This window comes from Pseudomonas sp. UTLPPB19802 (genome assembly GCF_059730225.1).
Genome location: NZ_AP048545.1, coordinates 2,679,401 through 2,699,400, shown reverse-complemented (window position 1 = coordinate 2,699,400; position 20,000 = coordinate 2,679,401). Strand labels below are relative to the sequence as shown.

Annotated in this window: 22 protein-coding genes; 11 read left to right on the top strand and 11 right to left on the bottom strand. The window is 62.3% G+C overall.

The window, feature by feature from the left end; all coding sequences use genetic code 11:
* Positions 1 to 177: 177 nt before the first annotated feature.
* From rloA to AC6I6U_RS12235, 5 genes are all read left to right on the top strand, one after another.
* Positions 178 to 717 carry a retropepsin-like aspartic peptidase RloA gene (gene rloA, locus AC6I6U_RS12255; RefSeq protein WP_497882197.1) on the top strand — a complete coding sequence of 180 codons (540 nt, stop codon included), beginning with the start codon at positions 178 to 180 and terminating at the stop codon, positions 715 to 717.
* 5 nt (positions 718 to 722) lie between these two features.
* The gene (gene rloB / locus AC6I6U_RS12250; RefSeq protein ID WP_497882196.1) at positions 723 to 2,255 is read left to right on the top strand and encodes an osmotic stress tolerance membrane protein RloB; all 1,533 of its coding nucleotides are present in this window, start codon (positions 723 to 725) and stop codon (positions 2,253 to 2,255) included.
* Positions 2,255 to 3,241, top strand: a complete 987-nt coding sequence (locus AC6I6U_RS12245; protein ID WP_497882195.1) for an alpha-L-glutamate ligase-like protein — start codon at positions 2,255 to 2,257, stop codon at positions 3,239 to 3,241. The genes rloB and AC6I6U_RS12245 overlap by 1 nt, the downstream gene beginning before the upstream one ends.
* A gap of 117 nt (positions 3,242 to 3,358) precedes the next feature.
* Entirely contained in the window at positions 3,359 to 4,702 is a 1,344-nt protein-coding gene (gene pabB / locus AC6I6U_RS12240; RefSeq protein WP_497882194.1) for an aminodeoxychorismate synthase component I, read from the top strand.
* A 128-nt stretch (positions 4,703 to 4,830) separates the two neighbouring features.
* Entirely contained in the window at positions 4,831 to 5,565 is a 735-nt protein-coding gene (locus AC6I6U_RS12235; protein ID WP_497882193.1) for a phosphoadenylyl-sulfate reductase, read from the top strand.
* Positions 5,566 to 5,686: 121 nt separating this feature from the next.
* Here AC6I6U_RS12235 and cysB read toward each other — a convergent pair whose 3' ends face one another.
* From cysB to AC6I6U_RS12215, 4 genes are all read right to left on the bottom strand, one after another.
* Positions 5,687 to 6,661: an HTH-type transcriptional regulator CysB gene (gene cysB / locus AC6I6U_RS12230; RefSeq protein ID WP_029532283.1), complete on the bottom strand. Its 975-nt coding sequence runs from the start codon at positions 6,659 to 6,661 to the stop codon at positions 5,687 to 5,689.
* 110 nt (positions 6,662 to 6,771) lie between these two features.
* The gene (locus tag AC6I6U_RS12225; protein ID WP_497882192.1) at positions 6,772 to 7,272 is read right to left on the bottom strand and encodes a universal stress protein; all 501 of its coding nucleotides are present in this window, start codon (positions 7,270 to 7,272) and stop codon (positions 6,772 to 6,774) included.
* Between the two features lie 94 nt (positions 7,273 to 7,366).
* Entirely contained in the window at positions 7,367 to 8,326 is a 960-nt protein-coding gene (locus AC6I6U_RS12220) for a putative 2-dehydropantoate 2-reductase (protein ID WP_497882191.1), read from the bottom strand.
* On the bottom strand, positions 8,323 to 8,709 hold the full coding sequence (locus tag AC6I6U_RS12215) for a thioredoxin family protein (protein WP_497882190.1): 387 nt from the start codon (positions 8,707 to 8,709) through the stop codon (positions 8,323 to 8,325). Before AC6I6U_RS12215 ends, AC6I6U_RS12220 begins: the two co-directional genes overlap by 4 nt.
* Before the next feature lie 3 nt (positions 8,710 to 8,712).
* Between AC6I6U_RS12215 and AC6I6U_RS12210 the strand changes: the two genes are divergently transcribed.
* Together AC6I6U_RS12210 and AC6I6U_RS12205 are read left to right on the top strand one after the other, a co-directional pair.
* Positions 8,713 to 8,874 (top strand): hypothetical protein, encoded by a 162-nt coding sequence (locus AC6I6U_RS12210; RefSeq protein WP_497882189.1) that lies wholly within the window; start codon positions 8,713 to 8,715, stop codon positions 8,872 to 8,874.
* A 126-nt stretch (positions 8,875 to 9,000) separates the two neighbouring features.
* On the top strand, positions 9,001 to 10,077 hold the full coding sequence (locus AC6I6U_RS12205) for a 3-deoxy-7-phosphoheptulonate synthase (RefSeq protein ID WP_497882188.1): 1,077 nt from the start codon (positions 9,001 to 9,003) through the stop codon (positions 10,075 to 10,077).
* Between the two features lie 69 nt (positions 10,078 to 10,146).
* Here the strand turns inward: AC6I6U_RS12205 and AC6I6U_RS12200 are convergent, their stop codons facing one another.
* Positions 10,147 to 10,428 carry a GNAT family N-acetyltransferase gene (locus tag AC6I6U_RS12200; protein ID WP_010448985.1) on the bottom strand — a complete coding sequence of 94 codons (282 nt, stop codon included), beginning with the start codon at positions 10,426 to 10,428 and terminating at the stop codon, positions 10,147 to 10,149.
* Between the two features lie 641 nt (positions 10,429 to 11,069).
* Here AC6I6U_RS12200 and oprI point away from each other — a divergent pair.
* Positions 11,070 to 11,321, top strand: coding sequence for an outer membrane lipoprotei OprI (gene oprI / locus AC6I6U_RS12195; protein WP_011335311.1), 252 nt, complete (start codon positions 11,070 to 11,072; stop codon positions 11,319 to 11,321).
* Positions 11,322 to 11,446: 125 nt separating this feature from the next.
* On the opposite strand, the gene AC6I6U_RS12190 is transcribed toward oprI, so the two are convergent.
* The 3 genes from AC6I6U_RS12190 to AC6I6U_RS12180 all read right to left on the bottom strand — a co-directional run bounded on the left by AC6I6U_RS12190 (position 11,447) and on the right by AC6I6U_RS12180 (position 13,479).
* The gene (locus tag AC6I6U_RS12190) at positions 11,447 to 12,415 is read right to left on the bottom strand and encodes a L,D-transpeptidase family protein (protein WP_497882187.1); all 969 of its coding nucleotides are present in this window, start codon (positions 12,413 to 12,415) and stop codon (positions 11,447 to 11,449) included.
* 108 nt (positions 12,416 to 12,523) lie between these two features.
* On the bottom strand, positions 12,524 to 12,817 hold the full coding sequence (locus AC6I6U_RS12185) for a hypothetical protein (protein ID WP_497882186.1): 294 nt from the start codon (positions 12,815 to 12,817) through the stop codon (positions 12,524 to 12,526).
* Positions 12,818 to 12,873: 56 nt separating this feature from the next.
* On the bottom strand, positions 12,874 to 13,479 hold the full coding sequence (locus AC6I6U_RS12180; RefSeq protein WP_497882185.1) for an arylesterase: 606 nt from the start codon (positions 13,477 to 13,479) through the stop codon (positions 12,874 to 12,876).
* A gap of 10 nt (positions 13,480 to 13,489) precedes the next feature.
* Here AC6I6U_RS12180 and AC6I6U_RS12175 point away from each other — a divergent pair, with 10 nt between their 5' ends.
* Genes AC6I6U_RS12175 through greB form a run of 3 tightly spaced genes read left to right on the top strand, consistent with a single transcriptional unit; the run spans position 13,490 to position 17,209 of the window.
* Positions 13,490 to 14,173, top strand: a complete 684-nt coding sequence (locus AC6I6U_RS12175) for an ABC transporter ATP-binding protein (protein WP_497882184.1) — start codon at positions 13,490 to 13,492, stop codon at positions 14,171 to 14,173.
* Positions 14,173 to 16,677 carry an ABC transporter permease gene (locus AC6I6U_RS12170; protein WP_497882183.1) on the top strand — a complete coding sequence of 835 codons (2,505 nt, stop codon included), beginning with the start codon at positions 14,173 to 14,175 and terminating at the stop codon, positions 16,675 to 16,677. Before AC6I6U_RS12175 ends, AC6I6U_RS12170 begins: the two co-directional genes overlap by 1 nt.
* Positions 16,678 to 16,711: 34 nt before the next feature.
* Positions 16,712 to 17,209, top strand: coding sequence for a transcription elongation factor GreB (gene greB / locus AC6I6U_RS12165; protein ID WP_497882182.1), 498 nt, complete (start codon positions 16,712 to 16,714; stop codon positions 17,207 to 17,209).
* 164 nt (positions 17,210 to 17,373) lie between these two features.
* On the opposite strand, the gene AC6I6U_RS12160 is transcribed toward greB, so the two are convergent.
* The 3 genes from AC6I6U_RS12160 to AC6I6U_RS12150 form a co-directional block, all read right to left on the bottom strand.
* Complete coding sequence (locus tag AC6I6U_RS12160) at positions 17,374 to 17,682, bottom strand: class I SAM-dependent methyltransferase (RefSeq protein WP_497882181.1); 309 nt, start codon at positions 17,680 to 17,682, stop codon at positions 17,374 to 17,376.
* Between the two features lie 269 nt (positions 17,683 to 17,951).
* Entirely contained in the window at positions 17,952 to 18,386 is a 435-nt protein-coding gene (locus AC6I6U_RS12155; protein ID WP_497882180.1) for a DoxX family protein, read from the bottom strand.
* Between the two features lie 103 nt (positions 18,387 to 18,489).
* Entirely contained in the window at positions 18,490 to 19,923 is a 1,434-nt protein-coding gene (locus AC6I6U_RS12150) for an MltF family protein (RefSeq protein WP_497882179.1), read from the bottom strand.
* Between the last annotated feature and the right edge of the window lie 77 nt (positions 19,924 to 20,000).

Sequence of the window (20,000 nt, the reverse complement as noted above, 5' to 3'; positions counted from 1 at the left end):
TCAATAGCGCATCATGCCGGGGAGCGTTGATCGGGTAGGCCCGCGGCGCTGGCGCCATAAAACCAGCATGCTAGAATGCCGCGCGCACCTGAAGATGCCATGCCTGTCATCTTCATCTGACAGACGCACGAGCGCTTGCGCGGTATTGCCAGTCACCTTGAATACGCGCCAGGAATTATGAGACTCAAGCTCTTCCCCCTACTGCTCCTGTTCCTGCTCGGCCTGCCGGGCATGGGCTTCGCCGCTGAGAAGACCGTATACGGCCTGAACGAATACGCGACCCTGGCCGGCATCGATCTGGAAGTCGCAGCCAAACTCGACACCGGCGCCAAGACCGCCTCCCTCAGCGCCCGCGATATCAAACGCTTCAAGCGCGATGGCGAAAGCTGGGTACGCTTCTACCTGGCCATAGACACCGCACACTCACACCCCATCGAACTGCCACTGGCCCGGGTCAGCAAGATCAAGCGCCGCTCCGGCGACTACGACCCGGACGAGGACAAGGCCTATACCGCCCGCCCGGTAGTGACCCTGAATATCTGCATGGGCACGGCCTTGCGCACGATAGAAGTGAACTTGACCGACCGAAGTGCTTTCCAATATCCGCTCCTGATTGGCTCCGAAGCGCTCAAGCGCTTCGATGCGCTGGTAGACCCCAGCCTTAAATACGCTGCCGGCAAACCCGCCTGCATCGCCGACGCTCAAACCGCCGAGTAATTCGCATGCGTTCTCTTACCCTCCATCTGAAAATCCTGATCGCCATCCTGGTGGTGCTGGGTATTTCGGTCACGGCCTATCAGATTTTCGTGCTGGGTATTCCGGTCACTGAAGACGCCACCGATGACCTGTGGAACATCGACGCCAAGGTCGAGTTCGTCGCCGCCAGCAAGGACCCGGTGAAGATCCAGATGTTCGTGCCGCCACTGAGCCGCGACTATGTGAGTCTCAACGAGAGCTTCATCTCCAACAACTACGGGGTCAGCGTCAACCGCACCGACGGCAACCGCAAAGTCACCTGGTCGGCCCGTCGGGTCAGCGGCAAGCAGACGCTCTACTACCGCCTGGTGCTGACCAAGCGCTACACCGGCGAAAAACCCAAGGTAAAGGGTCCGACCTTCCGTGACAGCATGGCCATCGAAGGCCCGGAAAAAGTCGCCGCTGAAGCCCTGATGGCACCGATCCGCCAGCACTCGGCCGACGTCGAAACCTTCATCGGTGAAACCATCAAGCGCGTCAACAACCTCGCCGACGACAACGTCAAGCTGCTGCTGGCGGGCGATCCGTCGACCCCGCACAAGGCGCAGATCATCGAACTGTTGCTGTCCATCGCCCACGTGCCGCTGGAAAAGGTCCACACCATTCGCCTGGTGGCCGACCAGCCACAGACGCCGGAACTCTGGCTGCGCAGTTTCAACGGCAACGATTGGCTGTACTTCAACCCGGACACCGGCGAACAGGGCCTGCCCGAGGACCGCCTGGTGTGGTGGACCGGCGACGACAACCTGATCAGCGTCGAAGGCGGCAAGAAGGCCAGCGTCAATTTCAGCCTCAACAACAGCGAGATGAATGCCATCCGCCTGGCCAAGCTGACCGACGAGAATTCCGACGCCAACTTCCTCGAATACTCGCTCTACGGCCTGCCGCTGCAGACCCAGCAGACGTTCATGATCATGGTAATGATCCCGATCGGCGTGCTGGTGATCCTGATCCTGCGCAACCTGATCGGCCTGCAGACCCTCGGCACCTTCACTCCGGTGCTGATCGCCCTGGCATTCCGCGAGACCCAGCTGGGTTTCGGTATCGTGCTGTTCACCATCATCACCGCGCTCGGCCTGTCGCTGCGCTCGTATCTGGAACACCTGAAGCTGCAGATGCTGCCACGACTGTCGGTGGTGTTGACCTTCGTCGTGGTGCTGATCGCCGCCATCAGCCTGTTCAGCCACAAGCTCGGCCTGGAACGCGGCCTGTCGGTGGCGCTGTTCCCGATGGTGATCCTGACCATGACCATCGAACGCCTGTCCATCACCTGGGAAGAACGCGGCGGCGGCCATGCGATGAAGGTCGCGATCGGCACCCTGTTCGCCGCCTCGCTGGCGCACCTGATCATGAGCGTGCCGGAGCTGGTGTATTTCGTCTTCACCTTCCCGGCGATCCTGCTGATCCTGGTGGGCTTCATGCTGGCCATGGGACGCTATCGCGGTTACCGCCTGACCGAGCTGGTACGCTTCAAGGCCTTTCTCAAGGAAGACGCCTGATGTTCGGCCTGTGGAAAACCTGGAAGGCCCTGGAAGCCAAGGGCATCATGGGGATCAACCGGCGTAACGCCGACTACGTGCTCAAGTACAACAAGCGCAGCCTGTATCCGATCGTCGATGACAAGATCATCACCAAGGAACGGGCAATCGCCGCCGGCATCCACGTGCCGGAAATGTACGGGGTGATCTCCACCGAAAAGGACATCGACAAGCTCGGCGAAATCATCGGCGGGCGCAGCGACTTCGTCATCAAGCCAGCCCAGGGCGCCGGCGGTGACGGCATCCTGGTGATCGCCGACCGCTTCGAGGGGCGCTACCGGACCATTTCCGGGCGGATCATCAGCCACGAGGAAATCGAGCACCAGGTGTCCAGCATCCTTACCGGGCTCTACTCCCTCGGCGGCCATCGCGACCGCGCGCTGATCGAATACCGGGTGACCCCCGACCAGATTTTCAGGAGCATCAGCTACGAAGGCGTGCCGGATATCCGCATCATCGTGTTGATGGGCTACCCAGTGATGGCCATGCTGCGGCTGCCGACCCGCCAATCCAGCGGCAAGGCCAACCTGCACCAGGGTGCCATCGGCGTCGGTGTCGACCTGGCTACCGGCCTGACCCTGCGCGGCACCTGGCTGAACAACATCATCCGCAAGCACCCCGACACCACCAATGCGGTGGATGGCGTGCAACTGCCCAACTGGGACGGTTTCATGAAGCTCGCCGCCGGTTGCTACGAGTTGTGCGGCCTGGGCTACATCGGCGTCGACATGGTCCTGGACCAGGACAAGGGCCCGCTGATTCTCGAACTCAACGCCCGCCCCGGACTGAACATCCAGATCGCCAACGACTGCGGCCTGACCACTCGCGCCCAAGCCGTCGAGGCGCACCTGGAGGCGCTGACGGCTGCCGGCACCAGCGAAACCGTGGAGGAGCGGGTGCGTTTCGTCCAGGGCCTGTTCGGTCACGTCGCGCCACGCAATACCTGACACCTGTGGGGGCGGCTTGTCGGGACATGGATATAACCACTACCGACATCCCTCTAGGAGCATTTCCTACAGGAGATTACAATCGCCCTCCCCGACCCCAAGGCTGATTCGCCCCGCATGTCGACCTGTTCCGTACACCCGCTGCCCTACACCCCCGATCCCGCCCGTTATTTCGCGGCCATTCGCCATGCTCCCGGCGCGGTGCTGCTCGACAGCGGCAGGCCGGCGGCGGAGCGTGGGCGCTACGACCTGCTCAGTGCCTGGCCGCTGGAGCAACTGGCGGTGTTGCCGAATGAAGGTGGCGAAGATTTCCTCACGCGCTTGCGCAACACCCTGGCACAACTGGGGCGGGCGGAATTGCCCGTCGGCGTCGAACTGCCGTTCGCCGGTGGCCTGATCGGCTATCTGAGCTACGATTTCGGACGTCACCTCGAAGCGCTGCCCAGCCACGCCCAGGATGACTTGCACCTGCCCGACGCGCGCTTCGGCCTGTACGCCTGGGCACTGGTCAGCGATCACCAGCAGGCCACCAGCCAACTGGTGTTCCACCCGGCGCTGGAACAGGACGAACGCGAACGCCTGGTCCTACTGTTCAGCCAGCCATCCACAAGCGGGCACGAGTACTTCCGACTGACTGCGCCGATGACCGCCGACCTCGACGCCGATTCGTACCACCAGGCCTTTGAACGCATCCAGCAGTACATTCAGGCCGGCGACTGTTATCAGGTCAACTTCGCCCAGCGGTTCCGCGGACAATGCCAAGGCGATCCGTGGCTCGCCTACCAGGCCTTGCGCGCCGCCTGCCCGACACCGTTCTCGGGCTTCCAGAGCCTGCCGGACAACGGCGCGGTACTGAGCCTGTCGCCGGAGCGCTTCGTCCGGGTCAGCGCCGGCCAGGTGGAAACCCGTCCCATCAAGGGCACCCGGCCACGCGGCCGAGACGCCCATGAAGATGCCGCCAATGCCCGGGAACTGCTGGACAGCCCCAAGGACCGCGCGGAAAACCTGATGATCGTCGACCTGCTGCGCAACGACCTCGGTCGCACCTGCAGGATCGGCAGTGTCCGCGTGCCGGAGTTGTTCAGCCTGGAGAGCTACCCGAACGTGCATCACCTGGTCAGCAGCGTGACCGGCGAACTGGCTGCCGGGCGCGATGCCCTCGACCTGATCGGCGGCAGCTTCCCTGGCGGCTCGATCACCGGCGCACCGAAGATCCGAGCCATGCAGATCATCGACGAACTCGAACCGACGCGCCGGGCCCTGTACTGCGGCTCGCTGCTGTACCTCGACGTACGCGGCGAAATGGATAGCTCGATCGCCATCCGCAGCCTGCTGGTAAAAGATGGCCAGGTCAGTTGCTGGGGCGGTGGCGGGATCGTCGCCGACTCCGACTGGCAGGCCGAATACCAGGAATCCATTACCAAGGTGAAGGTGCTGCTCGATACCTTGCAGACACTCTGAACCAATCAGTATCACCTGGTGTGGGAGCCAGCAAGCGGAGCTCCGCCCGGCCGTCTTCCACAAGCAGTATTTTGTTACTATTGCCGCCTATATGAGCGCAAAGCGCCAATGACTGTAGGAACCGCCTGATGAGTCAATCGTTCGACGTCGCCGAACTCGCCGCGACATACGCCACAAAATCGCCCCAGGACATCCTCAAGCTGGCCTTCTCCCAGTTTGGCGACGACCTGTGGATATCCTTCAGCGGCGCCGAGGACGTGGTGCTGGTGGACATGGCCTGGAAACTGAACAAGAACGTCAAGGTGTTCAGCCTCGACACCGGCCGCCTGCATCCGGAAACCTATCGGTTCATCGACCAGGTCCGCGAGTTCTACAAGATCGACATCGAGCTGGTTTCCCCGGATCACACCCGCCTCGAACCCTTCGTCAAGGAAAAGGGCCTGTTCAGCTTCTACAAGGACGGCCACGGCGAATGCTGCGGCGTACGCAAGATCGAGCCACTGCGGCGCAAGTTGTCCGGCGTGCGCGCCTGGGCCACCGGCCAGCGTCGCGACCAGAGCCCTGGCACCCGCAGCCAGGTGGCCGCACTGGAAATCGACAGCGCCTTCTCGACGCCGGAACGCACCCTGTACAAGTTCAACCCACTGGCGCAGATGAGCAGCGAGGAAGTCTGGGGTTACATCCGCATGCTGGAGCTGCCCTATAACAGCCTGCATGAACGCGGCTTCATCAGCATCGGCTGCGAACCCTGCACCCGTCCGGTATTGCCGAACCAGCACGAGCGTGAAGGTCGCTGGTGGTGGGAAGAGGCCACGCAGAAAGAGTGCGGCCTGCACGCAGGCAACCTGATCAGCAAAGGCTGAAGCCCACGCCGAACCGCAGCGAAGAGGGCCTGGAGAACGCTTTCACTGTTTTCACACCAGCCCCCATGAAAAAGCCCCGAACCAGTCGGGGCTTTTTCGTGTTCGCGATTGCACCGAAAAATCAGTGCACCGGCAGTTCGACACCCTCGAACAGATCTTCCAGCTCCTGCTTGTTGTGGCACTGGATCGCCTTGGCCATCACTTCGCGGGTCAGGTGCGGCGCAAACTTCTCGATGAAATCGCACATGAAGCCGCGCAGGAAGGTGCCACGACGGAAACCGATCTTGGTGATACTGGACTCGAACAGCTCGCTGGCATCGAGCACCACCAGGTCCTTGTCGAGCACGGTATCGACCGCCATCTTCGCCACGATCCCCACGCCCAGGCCCAGGCGCACATAGGTCTTGATCACGTCGGCGTCGGCAGCGGTGAACACCACCTTCGGCGTCAGGCCGCGATGGCTGAAGGCTTCGTCCAGCTTGGAGCGCCCGGTGAAACCGAACACGTAGGTGACGATCGGGTACTCGGCCAGGGCCTCCAGGGTCAGCTTCGGCAGCTTGGTCAGCGGATGCCCCTGGGGCACCACGACGCAGCGGTTCCAGCGGTAGCACGGCATCATCACCAGATCACCGAACAACTCCAGCGCCTCGGTGGCGATGGCGAAGTCGACGGTGCCGTCGGCAGCCATCTCGGCGATTTGCATCGGCGAGCCCTGGTGCATGTGCAAGGCAACATCCGGGTACTGCTTGATGAAGTTGCTGATCACCGGTGGCAAGGCGTAGCGCGCCTGGGTATGGGTGGTAGCGATCGACAGGGTGCCTTTCTTCTCGTTGGAGAACTCCTGGGCGATCTGCTTGATGCTCTCGACCTTGCGCAGGATTTCGCCGGCGGTGGTGATGATGCGCTCACCGGCCGGGGTCACCCGGGTCAGGTGCTTGCCGCTGCGAGCGAACACTTCGACGCCCAGCTCGTCTTCGAGCAGGCGGATCTGCTTGCTGATACCCGGCTGTGAGGTGTAGAGGCTTTGCGCCGTCGCGGAAACGTTGAGGTCGTGGTGCGCCACTTCCCAGATGTAGCGCAGTTGTTGAAGCTTCATATGTATCCCTCAAAGCAGGTAGACGCCACAGGCAGCAGCGGCGATATATAACTATATGAAAGGTTTGAAGAATAAATCTAGAACTTTTTATCAATTCGCTGAATTTCGCCTCAGCTATCGTCGTGCCGACGGCGTTGCAGCAACGGCACGAGGTACACGGGTACTGGCGACAGCTGCAGCACCCGCGTTGCAGTACGACCCAAGTGTGGCTCCGCGCCAGTGCCATGGCTGTGACCTCCGACAATCAACAGGTCGACTGCCAGCCGTTGCGCGAGGGCGAGAATGACGTGCGAAGGATCACCCTGGAGCACCTGGACCGACTGGATCATCGCCAGGTCCTGCTGCCCCTCCCCCAATTCCTCGCGAAAACTGTCCAATACCCGCTGCTCGATATTGGCCATCACGGTGTTAAGACCCTGGCTGTGCAATTGGTTCAATGCCTGCTCATCCAGGTAACTCTGCAACACCGACTCCGCAAACAGCCCCATGGGTTCCACTGCATGCACCACATGCAGGTCAGCCTTGAAAGTTCGTGCCAGGCCCAGTGCATGCTGCATGACGTAAGGCGCATACAGGCCGAGGTCGGTTGCATACAGCATCGAACGAATCATGGGACCTCCTCGATTGCCAGAATGGCGGAGATGGATTGAGCTTAGCAGCGCGCCGACCAGTTCGGCGCCCTGCTGGTCGGGCTAATCCGTAGCCTCAGGCATTGTTAGCATCGATGAAAGCCAGGGCCTGGTACAAGGCGCGAATCCTCGGCAGCTCGCAACCGGCTTGACGGGCCGCAGCCAGCGGACGGGCATACACCGCATCGAGTTCCAGCGGCCGCCGGTGCACGAAATCGTGGTGCATGCTCGGCCAGTAATCCGGCATCCGTTCCGTGACCTTGAATAGATGCTCGGCGTAGCCCGCTGGCAACACATAACCACAGGCCTGCGCGCCTTGCACCACCTCGGCCATCAGCGCCTGGATCAGTTCACGGCTGCTGGTATCGCTCATCAGCGGCGTAGTGCTGGCCCGTAACAGCACCGAGAGGCCGTTATAGGGAACGTTCCACACCAATTTCTGCCAGCGCGCCTGCTGCAGGTTGGCCATCGCCTGGGACTCGATGCCAGCCTGGCGGAACAGCCCTGCGCCCTCCTCGACCAGTGCCTGGCGCGCGGCTTCGTCGTCCTGCAACGGACCGCTGTGATAACCGATGCTCACCGCCCCCAGGGCCTGGTGCACAACGGCTCCGGGACCGGTGCGGTGTACGCAGATGAAACACAGCCCGCCGAGCAGGTGCAGCGAATCGGGCAGCAGCGGGCGCAGGTCCTCTTCCACATCCAGGCCATTCTGCAATAACAGCACCTTGGCGCCAGGTGCCGCGGCCTTGGTGATCAATGGGGCAAGGCCGGCATTGGCAGTCGTCTTGGCGCCTACCAGCAACCAATCGCAGGGCGGCAAGTCGTCGGCCGAGGCGTAGGCCTGGACCGGATCCAGGTGCAGCGGGCCATGCACCGCACTGTCGATATGCAGCCCGCCATCGGCCACCGTGCAAAATTCGCTGCGCAGCAGAAAGTGCACGTCGAAGCCGGCACGCGCCAGCATCACGCCATAGAAACCGCCGATCGCACCGGTACCGATAATACCGATACGCGGCCTTTGAACTGAAAGGGTCATGGCAACTCCTCGGGGATTCGCATCAGGGCCTGCTGCAGGCCGTCGGTCAACTCGCGCAGGCCCAACCGGGAGCGCAAGGCACCATAAAATTCGCCATCCCTGACCACGAACAGGGCCGGCAGGTGAAACACTTCATAACGCTGGACCAGCCCGCCATTGTCAGCGGCGTCGATCCAGCACAGCCGCTCGACTGGCAGCCCCAGCTCGGGCAGGACCTGGCGGGCAAAGCGACAGGATGCACAGCCGACGCTGGTAAAGATCACCAGCGATACCCCTGGCTGGTCCAGCAGATACCGGTCCGCGTCAAAATCGGACAACTCGACCCCCTTCACTATACTGGGAAAGGGTTTTTCCGGTGACCGGCACAGGGAGTCGTTTCTCATGAAATGCGTATTCCGAGCCTGGGCGAAAGCGCATGTTACTCCGGCTACGTGGCCTGGTGCCTGAAACGCAGGCCTGTATTTCTGGTGGGCACCGCCTTTGTCGATCCGCAAACCCGGTTCGGCGCTCGCCTCGAACAGCCCTTCACCAGGGCCCTGCTGGATTAAACAGGCCTCTGCCCATTGCCCGGCCACGGCCTAACGCGCTAAGGTTCGGCTCCCCGACACGCTCATATCGCTGTGCTCCGCCGCGCGGGGCTGGCGACCGGCACCCGTGACCTGACGAGTAACACGATGGCTGATTTACCGATCAACGACCTAAACGTCGCCTCCAACGAGACGCTGATCACGCCTGATCAGCTCAAGCGTGACATTCCCCTGAGCGAGGCTGCCCTGCGCACCGTCACCAAGGGCCGCGAGGTGATTCGCAACATTCTCGATGGCAAGGACCATCGCCTGTTCGTCGTCATCGGGCCCTGCTCGATCCACGACATCAAGGCAGCCCACGAATATGCCGAACGCCTCAAGGTACTCGCTGCCGAGGTTTCGGACAGCCTGTACCTGGTCATGCGCGTGTATTTCGAGAAGCCGCGGACCACGGTCGGCTGGAAAGGCCTGATCAACGATCCGTACCTGGACGACTCGTTCAAGATCCAGGACGGCCTGCACATCGGTCGTCAGTTGCTGCTGGACCTGGCCGAAATGGGCCTGCCGACCGCCACCGAAGCCCTCGACCCGATCTCCCCGCAGTACCTGCAGGACCTGATCAGTTGGTCGGCCATCGGCGCGCGTACCACCGAATCGCAGACCCACCGGGAAATGGCCTCCGGCCTGTCCTCGGCCGTCGGTTTCAAGAACGGCACCGACGGTGGCCTGACCGTGGCGATCAACGCCCTGCAATCGGTTTCCAAGCCACACCGCTTCCTCGGTATCAACCAGGAAGGCGGCGTGTCTATCGTCACCACCAAGGGCAACGCTTATGGTCACGTGGTACTGCGTGGCGGCAACGGCAAGCCCAACTATGACTCGGTGAGTGTCGCCCTCTGCGAGCAGGCGCTGAGCAAGGCCGGGATCCAGAACAACATCATGGTCGACTGCAGCCACGCCAACTCCAACAAGGACCCGGCCCTACAGCCGCTGGTGATGGAAAACGTCGCCAACCAGATCCTCGAAGGCAACCAGTCGATCATCGGCCTGATGGTCGAAAGTCATCTGAACTGGGGCTGCCAGGCGATTCCGAAAGACCTCGCCGACCTGCAGTATGGCGTATCGATCACCGACGCCTGCATCGACTGGGACAGCACCGAGAAAACCTTGCGCAGCATGCACGCCAAGCTCAAGGATGTACTGCCCAAGCGTGGCCGCGGCTGATAGCACGGCCAACGCACGCAAACGAAAACGCCGGGCAATGCCCGGCGTTTTCATGTGTGTTCGATGGATTCAGGTCTTGGCGGCGTGCCGCTGATGCCGCTCCATGTAGCGTTCCACATAGGAGCAGGAAGGAATGACCGTGTAGCCCATGCGCTCGGCATATTCCAGCGCCTGCTCGGTCAATGCCGCCGCAATGCCCCGGCCACGCAATGCGTTGGGCACGAAGGTGCGGTAGATATCCAGGGTCTGCTTACCCAGGTCCATATAGGTCAGGTAGGCACGATGACCGTCCACATTGGTCTCGAATTGATGACCAGCCTGGTCATGGTGGATGGACAACGCCTCGCTCATCACTACTCCTCGCGGGTCTTGGTATTCGACCCTACCTTACCGATGTTTATCCGGCGAAGGAACCTCTACGCCACCCCGTGCCTGTTTGGACAACGAGAAAAGCCGACCGCTCCCTGAAAAAACGAGCACGTATCAAATAGTAGGCACCCTTGGCAAAAATGCTCAAGACACGCTCGTCACGTCAGCCAGCGCCATGTCGATCATAGCGCGGGCAAACATTCCCTTGCGGGTGAAAAGCTGAACGCTGGCTGAAAATTGCCGGAATGTCATGCTGTATGACGCACGCTCCCGGTTAAAGTCACTTTTCAACTAGCAAAAGACACTCCCCGTCCAATCGACGGCAGAGAAAAAGAGTCACCCGTTACAGTTAGAACGATTGCCTGATACAAGCCAGAACTTGCCATCACTATCACATCATTGTGGCGAAAGCTTGTACAGAGCGCTCGGTACGGGTGTTGCAGCTGCATATTTTTTATACAGCGTGATGAAAAGTTAGCTCAAAGACATTCTGTATCAAGAATTTTTTTTGCTTCTTGCGTTACGTCAGTTTACTTACTACAAGTAATGGGTAGTATGTACGCCGACCATTTCCTCACTCTGGGGTTATGGTCATTAATAGAAAGTCCTTGAAGGGGAACACGATGAACAACGTTCTGAAATTCTCGGCTCTGGCCCTGGCCGCCGTTCTGGCTACTGGTTGCAGCAGCGCATCGAAAGAAACCGAAGCTCGTCTGACTGCTACCGAAGACGCAGCTGCTCGTGCCCAGGCTCGTGCTGACGAAGCCTACCGTAAAGCTGATGAAGCTCTGGCTGCTGCTCAAAAAGCACAACAGACTGCTGACGAAGCTAACGAGCGCGCTCTGCGCATGCTGGAAAAAGCAAGCCGCAAGTAATAGTCCTTCGGGGCTGTTATCAAGCCGATCCATTCTTGGATCGGCTTTTTTATGTCCGCATGCTTTATATCCGGGCATGAAAAACCCGCCTGGAGTACAAGCCCCAGGCGGGTCGTTCAAAACCGTTACTGCTGCAAGTCGAGCGGCGCGCTCGATGCCACCGGTGCCACGCCCGGCACGGCGATTTCGGTGGGCAGACCATCTTCGGCAGCGACCACATCCCGCACTTCGTCCCAGTTCACCCGCAAGTTCTTCGCCAGGTCTTCACGCTTGAGCAGGGCATTGATCACCGCAGTGTGCTTGTCGACCACCGATGGGTTGCCATTGTCGTCCAGCGGCGTATGCGCCTCCAGGTAGACCTTGCCGCCACTGATGCCGAACTTGTAGGCCTCGTTGATGATCCGCACCGAAGTCCCCACCGGCACCATGCCGGCCATTTCCAGCACGTTGTTGTTGAACATGCGGAAGCAGCCATGGCTGGTGCGGGTACCGATGCCGAACTTCATGTTCGAACCATGGATCAGATAGCCCGGCGTACCCAGGGTGAACTTGAACGGCCCCAGCGGGTTGTCCGGGCCGGCCGGCACCACGTTGGGCAGCGGATCGCCATTGGCAGCGTGCTCGGCCTTGATCGAGGCCGGGGGTGTCCAGGTCGGATTCGGCGTCTTCGCGGTGATGGTGGTGTGGGCGATCGGCGAGCCCCAGCCCTCACGCCCGATCCCGAGCGGGAAGGTGTAGACCACGTTGCGGCCCTTGGGGAAGTAGTACAGCCGGTACTCGGCCAGGTTGATCACGATGCCTTCGCGCGGCCCCGGCGGCAGGATGAAGCGAGTCGGCAGGACGATATCGGTGCCCGTGCCCGGCAACCAGGCGTCGACGCCCGGGTTGGCCGCGACCATCTCCGAATAGCCCAGGTCGTAGGTGGTGCCCAGGTCGGCAAAGGTATCTTCATACTTGGCCTTGATCACCTGGACCTGGCCGACGATATCCTCGCCCGGCGGCGGCAGCGGCAACTCCAGTGCGGAAACGGGACCTGCCGCACACAGGGCGGCAATGGACAGGCAACGGGTGACGGCAGGAAAGCGCGACAACATCCGGGAAATCCTTCGCATGATCAACGGAGAAATAAAACGCGATTGTACACCCGCCACTGGCCGCCCGGCAGGGACATTGGCGGCGCTTCAGCAGGCAGACAGGCTGGTTTACAGTTCGAAACGCAATTCTGGCCAGATCGGTGGCGTCCCGCGCTTCTGCGATTCGAGAATTGCCCGGCAGAACGGACAAAGGCGCTGGTCGTGGAAAATCGACTTGTCCACGCCCGACCAGCGCGGCTGCGCCGGCAGCAGGCTGCCGCAAAGCGTGCGATCGGCCGAACCACCCAGTTCCAACTGACGCGTGACCAGATGCACCCGCACTTCCTGGCAGGCGAACAGATCCAACTGCTCGTCGGGCTCGATCAGTTGGTAGGCAAATAGGGACCAGGCGGGACGCTGCATCGGGGGCTCCTGACAGGGGGGCGCCACCTTAGCCGAAAAACCGCCGGTAAAAAAGCTCAAAGCAGCGGTTTCAGGGCCGGCCAGACGTTATTGAGCAATTTGTCCTGACCAGCGGGCCCCGGGTGAATCCCGTCGGCCTGCATCAAGTCCGGATGACCGCCCACGCCCTCAAGGAAAAACGGCACCAGTGCGACGTTTTTCTCTTGCGCCAGCGCCGGGTAGACCTCGGCGAAGGCCTTGGTATAGCGAGCACCATAATTGGGCGGCAATTGCATGCCGAGCAACAGCACCTTGGCACCACTGGCGTGGGAGTTGTCGATCATCGACGCAAGATTTTGTTTCAATTGCGTCGGAAGCTGCCCACGCAAGCCATCGTTGCCCCCCAGTTCGATGATCACCAGGTCCGGTTTGTGTTGCGCAAGCAGCGCCGGCAGCCGCGCCTGGCCGCCTGCACTGGTGTCGCCACTGATCGAAGCATTGACCACCTGGTCCTTGAAACCCTCGGTCTTGAGGCGTTTTTCCAGCAGGGCGACCCAGCCGATACGGGTATCCAGGCCGAAAGCCGCGCTGATACTATCGCCAACGATCAGGACCGTGCCCGCCGCAGCATTCTGAGCCATGCACATCAGGGCCAGGGCGGCACTCAAAAACCAAACTCGCATCGGATTCTCCATGGGCGAAAGCATTCTAATCGCGCAGAACCTTAGCAAAGTGGTTCCCAGCGCGGAAGGCGAACTGACCATCCTGCACCCTCTCTCCCTGCACCTGAACAAGGGCGACAGCCTGGCCATCATCGGCGCCTCCGGCTCAGGAAAGTCGACCCTGCTCGGCTTGCTGGCCGGTCTCGACCTGCCCAGCGGCGGCGAGGTAACCCTGGCCGGCCGGACCCTGAGCAACCTCGACGAGGACCAGCGCGCACGCGTACGCGCCGAGCATGTCGGCTTCGTATTCCAGAGCTTCCAACTGCTCGACAGCCTCAATGCCCTGGAAAACGTCATGCTGCCGCTGGAGCTGGACGGTCGCACCGATGCCCGCGAGCGTGCCCTCGGCCTGCTGGAGCGGGTCGGCCTCGGCAAGCGACTGACCCACTCGCCACGGCAACTGTCCGGCGGCGAACAGCAACGGGTGGCGATAGCGCGGGCCTTTGCCGCCGAACCGGACGTACTGTTCGCCGATGAACCCACCGGCAACCTCGACAGCCATACCGGCGAGCGCATCAGCGACCTGCTGTTCGAGTTGAACAAGGAACGCGGCACCACCCTGGTGCTGGTGACCCACGACGAACGCCTGGCCCATCGCTGCCGGCGCCTGATCCGTCTTGATGCCGGCCAGTTGGTCGCGCCCCTGGAGCCTTGATGGCACGCCTGCCGCTGTTGCGCCTGTTCAGTCTTGCCACCCGCCAACTGCAGCGCGATGCCCGCGCCGGTGAGTTGCGGGTGCTGTTCTTCGCCCTGCTGGTCGCGGTGGCGGCGAGTACCGCCATCGGTTATTTCGGCGCCCGCCTGAACGGTGCGATGCTGTTGCGCGCCACCGAATTCCTTGCCGCCGACCTGGTCCTCGACGGTACCTCGCAAGCCCGTCCGGAACAGATCCAGAGCGGTCGCGACCTCGGCCTCCAACACGCCCGGGTGGTCGAGTTCTCCAGCGTGATCGCCACCGACAACGGCATCCAGCTGTCGAGCATCAAGGCCGCCGACGAGCACTACCCCCTGCGTGGCGAACTCAAGAGCGCCGCCGAACCGTTCGCTGCCCAAACCCCTGGCGGCGGCCCGGCTCCGGGCGAGACCTGGGTGGAGGCGCGGCTGATGACCGCACTCGACCTGAAGATCGGCGACAGCATCGACGTCGGCATGAAGACCGTACGTATCGCCCGCGTGCTCACCTACGAGCCGGACCGGGCCGCCAATTTCTACAGCCTGACCCCGCGGGTGCTGATCAACTTGGCGGACCTGCAAGCCACCGGCGTGGTGCAACCCGGCAGCCGAGTGACGTTCCGGGAGCTGTGGCGCGGTCCGGCCAGCGCCCTCGCGACCTACCGTGACCTGCTCAAGCCGGGGCTGGCGGCCAACCAGCGGCTGCTCGATGCCCGCGACGGCAACCAGCAGATCGGCGGCGCCCTGGGCAAGGCCGAACGCTACCTCAACATGGCGAGCCTGGTCGCGGTGCTGCTGTCCGGTGTGGCGGTAGCACTCAGTGCCAGCCGTTTCGCCGCCCGTCGCTTCGACGCCAGTGCCCTGCTGCGCTGCCTCGGTTTGTCCAGGCGCGAGGCCATGACCCTGTTCAGCCTGCAACTGGCGATCCTCGGCCTGTTCGCCAGTATCAGTGGCGCCCTGCTCGGCTGGTTGGCGCAGTTGGGCCTGTTCCAGTTACTCCATGACCTGCTGCCGGCCGACGTGCCACCTGGCGGCCTGACCCCGGCCCTGGCCGGCATCGGCACCGGGCTGGTGGCCCTTGCCGGTTTCGCCCTGCCACCGCTGGCCGCGCTGGGCCGGGTACCGCCGCTGCGGGTATTGCGTCGCGACCTGCTGCCGATTCCGGCCAGTACCTGGATGGTCTATGGCACCGCCCTACTGGCCCTCGGCCTGATCATGTGGCGCCTGAGCCTGGACCTGGTGCTGACCTTCGCCCTGCTCGGCGGCGGCGTAATTGCCGCGCTGGTGCTGGGCAGCCTGCTGCTGCTCGGCCTGCAAAGCCTGCGCCGGCTGCTGGCCGGGGCCCCGCTGCCCTGGCGCCTGGGCCTGGGCCAGTTGCTGCGCCATCCGCTGGCCGCTGCCGGTCAAGCCCTGGCCTTCGGCCTGATCCTGCTGTCCATGGCGTTGATTGCCCTGCTGCGCGGCGAATTACTGGATACCTGGCAGAACCAGTTGCCGAAGAATGCACCGAATTATTTCGTGCTGAATATCCTGCCGGCGGACAAGGACGGCTTCCGCGACCACCTGATCAAACTACAGGCCCAGTCCGCGCCGATCTACCCGGTGGTCCCGGGGCGCCTGATCAGCATCAACGGCGAGCCGGTGCAAGAGATCGTCAGCAAGGACTCCGCCGGCGACCGGGCTATCCAGCGCGACCTCAGCCTGACCTGGGCCGCCGAACTGCCGTCGGGCAATACCCTGACGGCAGGCAACTGGTGGTCGAACCAACCCGGTGGCGATATTCCCGAGGTATCGGTGGAAGCCAAGGTCGCCGCCAGCCTGAAGCTCAAGCTTGGCGACCACCTGGTGTTCAGCGTCGGCGGCAGCCAGCGCGAGGCCAAGGTCAGCAGCCTGCGCAGCATCAACTGGGACAACTTCCAACCGAATTTCTTCATGATCTTCCAGCCCGGCACCCTGCAGGACCTGCCGGCCACCTACCTGACCAGCTTCTACCTGGCGCCCGGTCACGACAAGGATATCGTCGAGCTGTCCCGGGCCTTCCCGGCGGCGACGATCCTGCAGGTCGAGGCCCTGCTCGAACAACTGCGCAGCATCCTCGCCCAGGTCACCATCGCCGTGGAGTACGTGCTGCTGTTCGTCCTGGCGGCGGGCATGGCGGTATTGTTCTCCGGGCTGCAGGCGACCCTCGACGAACGCATTCGCCAGGGGGCGCTGCTGCGCGCGCTGGGAGCCGAGCGGCGTTTGCTGGTCAAGGCGCGGCGTATCGAGTTCGGCCTGTTGGGTGCCGCCAGCGGCCTGCTGGCCGCGCTGGGTGCGGAACTGGTGAGCCTGGTGTTGTACCGTTTCGCCTTCGACCTGCCCTGGCACCCGCATCCGTGGCTGCTCCTGCTGCCGTTGCTGGGCGCACTGATGGTCGGTGGTGCAGGCGTGTTCGGCACCCGCCGGGCCCTTAATGCCAGCCCGCTGACAGTGCTGCGCGAGGGCTGATAGACTCGCGGCCTGTCTCGCAGATGGAATGCCGATGAGCCGCTATCGCCCTCCCCGTACCGCTGGCACCGCCCTGATCACCCCCGAGGGCGAGGCCCGCATGCGCGCCGAGCTGCATGAGCTGTGGCATGTACGTCGGCCGCAAGTCACCCAGTCGGTGAGCGAGGCGGCCGCCCAGGGCGATCGTTCGGAAAATGCCGAGTACACCTACGGCAAGAAGATGCTGCGCGAGATCGACAGTCGCGTGCGCTTCCTGACCAAGCGCCTGGAAAACCTCAAGGTGGTCGGTGATCGCCCCAGCGATCCGAACAAGGTCTATTTCGGGGCCTGGGTAACCATCGAGAACGAGGATGGCAAGGAATCGCGCTATCGAATCGTCGGCCCCGACGAACTGGACCTGAAGCTGAACCTGATCAGCATCGACTCACCCCTGGCCCGCGCGCTGATCGGCAAGCCCCTCGACGCCGAGGTGAAAGTCATGACCCCGACTGGCGAGCAGTTGGTGTACATCACGGCCATCGACTATCCCTGATCCGCGATGCCCCTCCTGAACCGTGGTGACTTCATTCGCGGATAAACCGGGGCGCCGGACCGCCGGCTCCCATGGTTTTGTGGCGCTCACAGGAATGGTGATCGCTGCGATACCCCGTATGAGCAGGATTCATCCGCGAAGGGCCCACCTCAATCCCGACAGGCTCACCGCCGGGTAATCAGCCCCTGCCGCGCCACCCGCGTCAGTTGGTGAATCACCGCCTCGGCCTGCTCCGCGCTCGGCGACTGGATAACCGCCATGTCGAAGCTGTCGTCGGCAAAGCGCTCCAACGAATCGCCATCTTCGGCAAACTGGATGAGGAAGGCCGAGGCGCGCCCCTTGCGGCGCGGCCAGCCATCCAGGCAACGCAGCAGCGTCGGCTGGTTCTTGCCGCACAGGAGAATCTTCGGATTACGTTCGGGAAGGTTAGCCGTGATCGGCACCAGACGTATGACGGGGCGTGGATTGTTCAACGTGCGTGTCTCCGCCTCAACGATCTGCCGGGCAGGTGTGAGGCAACACCGAACCAGCGCTTTAGCGGTATTTCGAAGCCTGGAGCAGACTTCTGGCGGAGTCCTGTCGACTCCCCTGGCGCCCCGCAAGTAGCTGTTTAAATCGGCGCATGAACAGCATCCTAGAGAAGCGCAGGGGCCACTGTCAAGAATCGCACCCGACGCCGCGACGCCAAATACCCAACGAAAAAGGCCCGCGAATGCGGGCCTTTGGTGATGATCCAGGGATTTCAGCGGTTGATGACGCCATCGACCGAGGCCTTGCCGGCACCTTCGATCAGTACTGCCAGCGTGCCGCCCAGCAGGGCCAGGGCAAACTCATAGCCGTTGTTGCTCATGAACAGACCGTTGTGGATATGCACCGAGAAGATCGCCACCACCAGGGTAAAGCTCAGGCCCAGCGCCGCTGGCCGCGCCAGCAGGCCGATGATCAGGGCCAGGCCACCGAAGAACTCGGTACCACCGGCCAGCAGCGCCATCAGGTGGCCTGGCGCCAGACCGATGCTCTCCATCCATTGGGCGGTGCCCGCCAGGCCGTAGCCACCAAACAGGCCGAAGAGTTTCTGCGCACCGTGGGCGGCGAAGATAACCCCCACCAGAATCCGCAGGACAGTCAGGCCGTAGCCGGCACGGGTGTTCAGAACGCGTTGGGTCAGAGTGCTCATGGTTGAATCCTTAATTCAAATGTCGAGTTGATGGGCGCTATATTAATCAGTTTTTAAAATGAAAAAAGCGCAAAAAATCCGACATAACAATCGAATTGATCGATCATTTCCGTGAGGCAATCTTCCTTTCGCTACGTTCCAGAGAATCCCTTTCCAGGGAACCACGCTCCCGATCGAACGCCAGGTAGTACTTGTTCACACTATTAACATAGTTGACCGGCGCCATGCCCACCTGCTCCATCGCCACCCGTTCGACCTGGAAGAACCACTGGTTGGGGTTGAGGCCGCGGCGCCGAGCCTCGGCGCGCATGGCCTGGACCCGCTCCGGCCCCATGTTGTAGGCCGCCAGGACAAAGGCCATGCGCTCGCGCTCGTTGAGCTTGGGGCTGGCGAAGAACTTGCGGCGGATCATCGCCAGGTACTTGGCCCCGGCCTGCACGTTGTTATCGACATTCTGGATATTACCGACGCCGACCCGCTGCGCCGCCGACGGCGTGATTTGCAACAGCCCGGTGGCGCCGCTCGAACCGCGGGCGTTTGGGTCCAGCGCCGACTCCTTGAACGCCAGCGCCGCCAGGTTCAGCCAGTCGATGCCCTGGGCCTTGGCATGCCGCTGCAACACCGGCCGCAGCTTCTCCAGCTTCTGCCGGTCGTCACGGGCCAACGGATAATGCACCTGGTACAGGCGCCGGTAGATCCGCAGGAAGGCCACATCCTGGTTGTCGGGCGCCTTGTAGGTCTTGAAAAACCGATCGATGCTGGCCAGCAGCATGGAAGCATCTCGGCGCACGAACCAGTGCATCTGCCCCGGCTCGCCGACCAGCACCTGCCGATCGAAGCGCAGCTTGGGCATGACCTTGGCCCACCGCTCGGCAATCGGTTGCTCGACGATGGTCAGATGAAAGATCCCGCCCTGGACCATTTCCAACACGTCTTCCACCGCCAGGCTCGGGTCGACCCATTCGACTTTCACTGGCGGCAACTTGTGCAGCGCCAGCTTCTGGTTGATCTGGTTGACCCCATCGGCGGCGGCGCTGCCGGTGGTCAGGGTCAGCGTTCGTCCGGAGAGTTGCTCGACTCGGCTGAAACGCTTTTCGCCCTTGAGCCCCACCAACAGCAACGGCACCGGATTGCCGATCGGCTCGCTGACGCCAACCGCATGGCCAGGCTGGGCTTCGAGCAATTCGCCCGGAGCGACCAGGTCGCCTTCGCCACGCTGCAGCGCGCCGAGCAACTGGTCCTTGGCCTTGGGAATGAGCTTGAGGGTGATTTCCTGATGATCGCGGGCATGGCCGTTCAGGTACTGCTCGAAGGCGCGCAGCCGGTGATACTCTACACCGATCGCCTCGCCCTGGATTTCCCCCGAACTGTTGCGACTCTGGTTGACCAGCACCCGCAGGACCCGACTGCCACGGATTTCTGCCAGGTCGCGAACCTTGGCCGCATGGCCGATTTCCGGTGGTCCGGCCAGCCGAGCAAGCGCCGGCAACGGCAACAGGGACAGGCACAGCAGGAGCAACAGCGAGGGTCGCTTCATCCGTTCTCCGCAAAGAATACTGTCCCGCCGCAAGTCCCCGGACTTGATACGGGTCGATGGAAACCGAGCGTCTCTTG

Coding starts and splice junctions, on each gene's coding strand:
- rloA (WP_497882197.1), top strand. CDS start 178: ATGAGACTCAAGCTCTTCCCCCTACTGCTCCTGTTCCTGCTCGGCCTG.
- rloB (WP_497882196.1), top strand. CDS start 723: ATGCGTTCTCTTACCCTCCATCTGAAAATCCTGATCGCCATCCTGGTG.
- AC6I6U_RS12245 (WP_497882195.1), top strand. CDS start 2,255: ATGTTCGGCCTGTGGAAAACCTGGAAGGCCCTGGAAGCCAAGGGCATC.
- pabB (WP_497882194.1), top strand. CDS start 3,359: ATGTCGACCTGTTCCGTACACCCGCTGCCCTACACCCCCGATCCCGCC.
- AC6I6U_RS12235 (WP_497882193.1), top strand. CDS start 4,831: ATGAGTCAATCGTTCGACGTCGCCGAACTCGCCGCGACATACGCCACA.
- cysB (WP_029532283.1), bottom strand. CDS start 6,661: ATGAAGCTTCAACAACTGCGCTACATCTGGGAAGTGGCGCACCACGAC.
- AC6I6U_RS12225 (WP_497882192.1), bottom strand. CDS start 7,272: ATGATTCGTTCGATGCTGTATGCAACCGACCTCGGCCTGTATGCGCCT.
- AC6I6U_RS12220 (WP_497882191.1), bottom strand. CDS start 8,326: ATGACCCTTTCAGTTCAAAGGCCGCGTATCGGTATTATCGGTACCGGT.
- AC6I6U_RS12215 (WP_497882190.1), bottom strand. CDS start 8,709: ATGAGAAACGACTCCCTGTGCCGGTCACCGGAAAAACCCTTTCCCAGT.
- AC6I6U_RS12210 (WP_497882189.1), top strand. CDS start 8,713: ATGCGTATTCCGAGCCTGGGCGAAAGCGCATGTTACTCCGGCTACGTG.
- AC6I6U_RS12205 (WP_497882188.1), top strand. CDS start 9,001: ATGGCTGATTTACCGATCAACGACCTAAACGTCGCCTCCAACGAGACG.
- AC6I6U_RS12200 (WP_010448985.1), bottom strand. CDS start 10,428: ATGAGCGAGGCGTTGTCCATCCACCATGACCAGGCTGGTCATCAATTC.
- oprI (WP_011335311.1), top strand. CDS start 11,070: ATGAACAACGTTCTGAAATTCTCGGCTCTGGCCCTGGCCGCCGTTCTG.
- AC6I6U_RS12190 (WP_497882187.1), bottom strand. CDS start 12,415: ATGTTGTCGCGCTTTCCTGCCGTCACCCGTTGCCTGTCCATTGCCGCC.
- AC6I6U_RS12185 (WP_497882186.1), bottom strand. CDS start 12,817: ATGCAGCGTCCCGCCTGGTCCCTATTTGCCTACCAACTGATCGAGCCC.
- AC6I6U_RS12180 (WP_497882185.1), bottom strand. CDS start 13,479: ATGCGAGTTTGGTTTTTGAGTGCCGCCCTGGCCCTGATGTGCATGGCT.
- AC6I6U_RS12175 (WP_497882184.1), top strand. CDS start 13,490: ATGGGCGAAAGCATTCTAATCGCGCAGAACCTTAGCAAAGTGGTTCCC.
- AC6I6U_RS12170 (WP_497882183.1), top strand. CDS start 14,173: ATGGCACGCCTGCCGCTGTTGCGCCTGTTCAGTCTTGCCACCCGCCAA.
- greB (WP_497882182.1), top strand. CDS start 16,712: ATGAGCCGCTATCGCCCTCCCCGTACCGCTGGCACCGCCCTGATCACC.
- AC6I6U_RS12155 (WP_497882180.1), bottom strand. CDS start 18,386: ATGAGCACTCTGACCCAACGCGTTCTGAACACCCGTGCCGGCTACGGC.
- AC6I6U_RS12150 (WP_497882179.1), bottom strand. CDS start 19,923: ATGAAGCGACCCTCGCTGTTGCTCCTGCTGTGCCTGTCCCTGTTGCCG.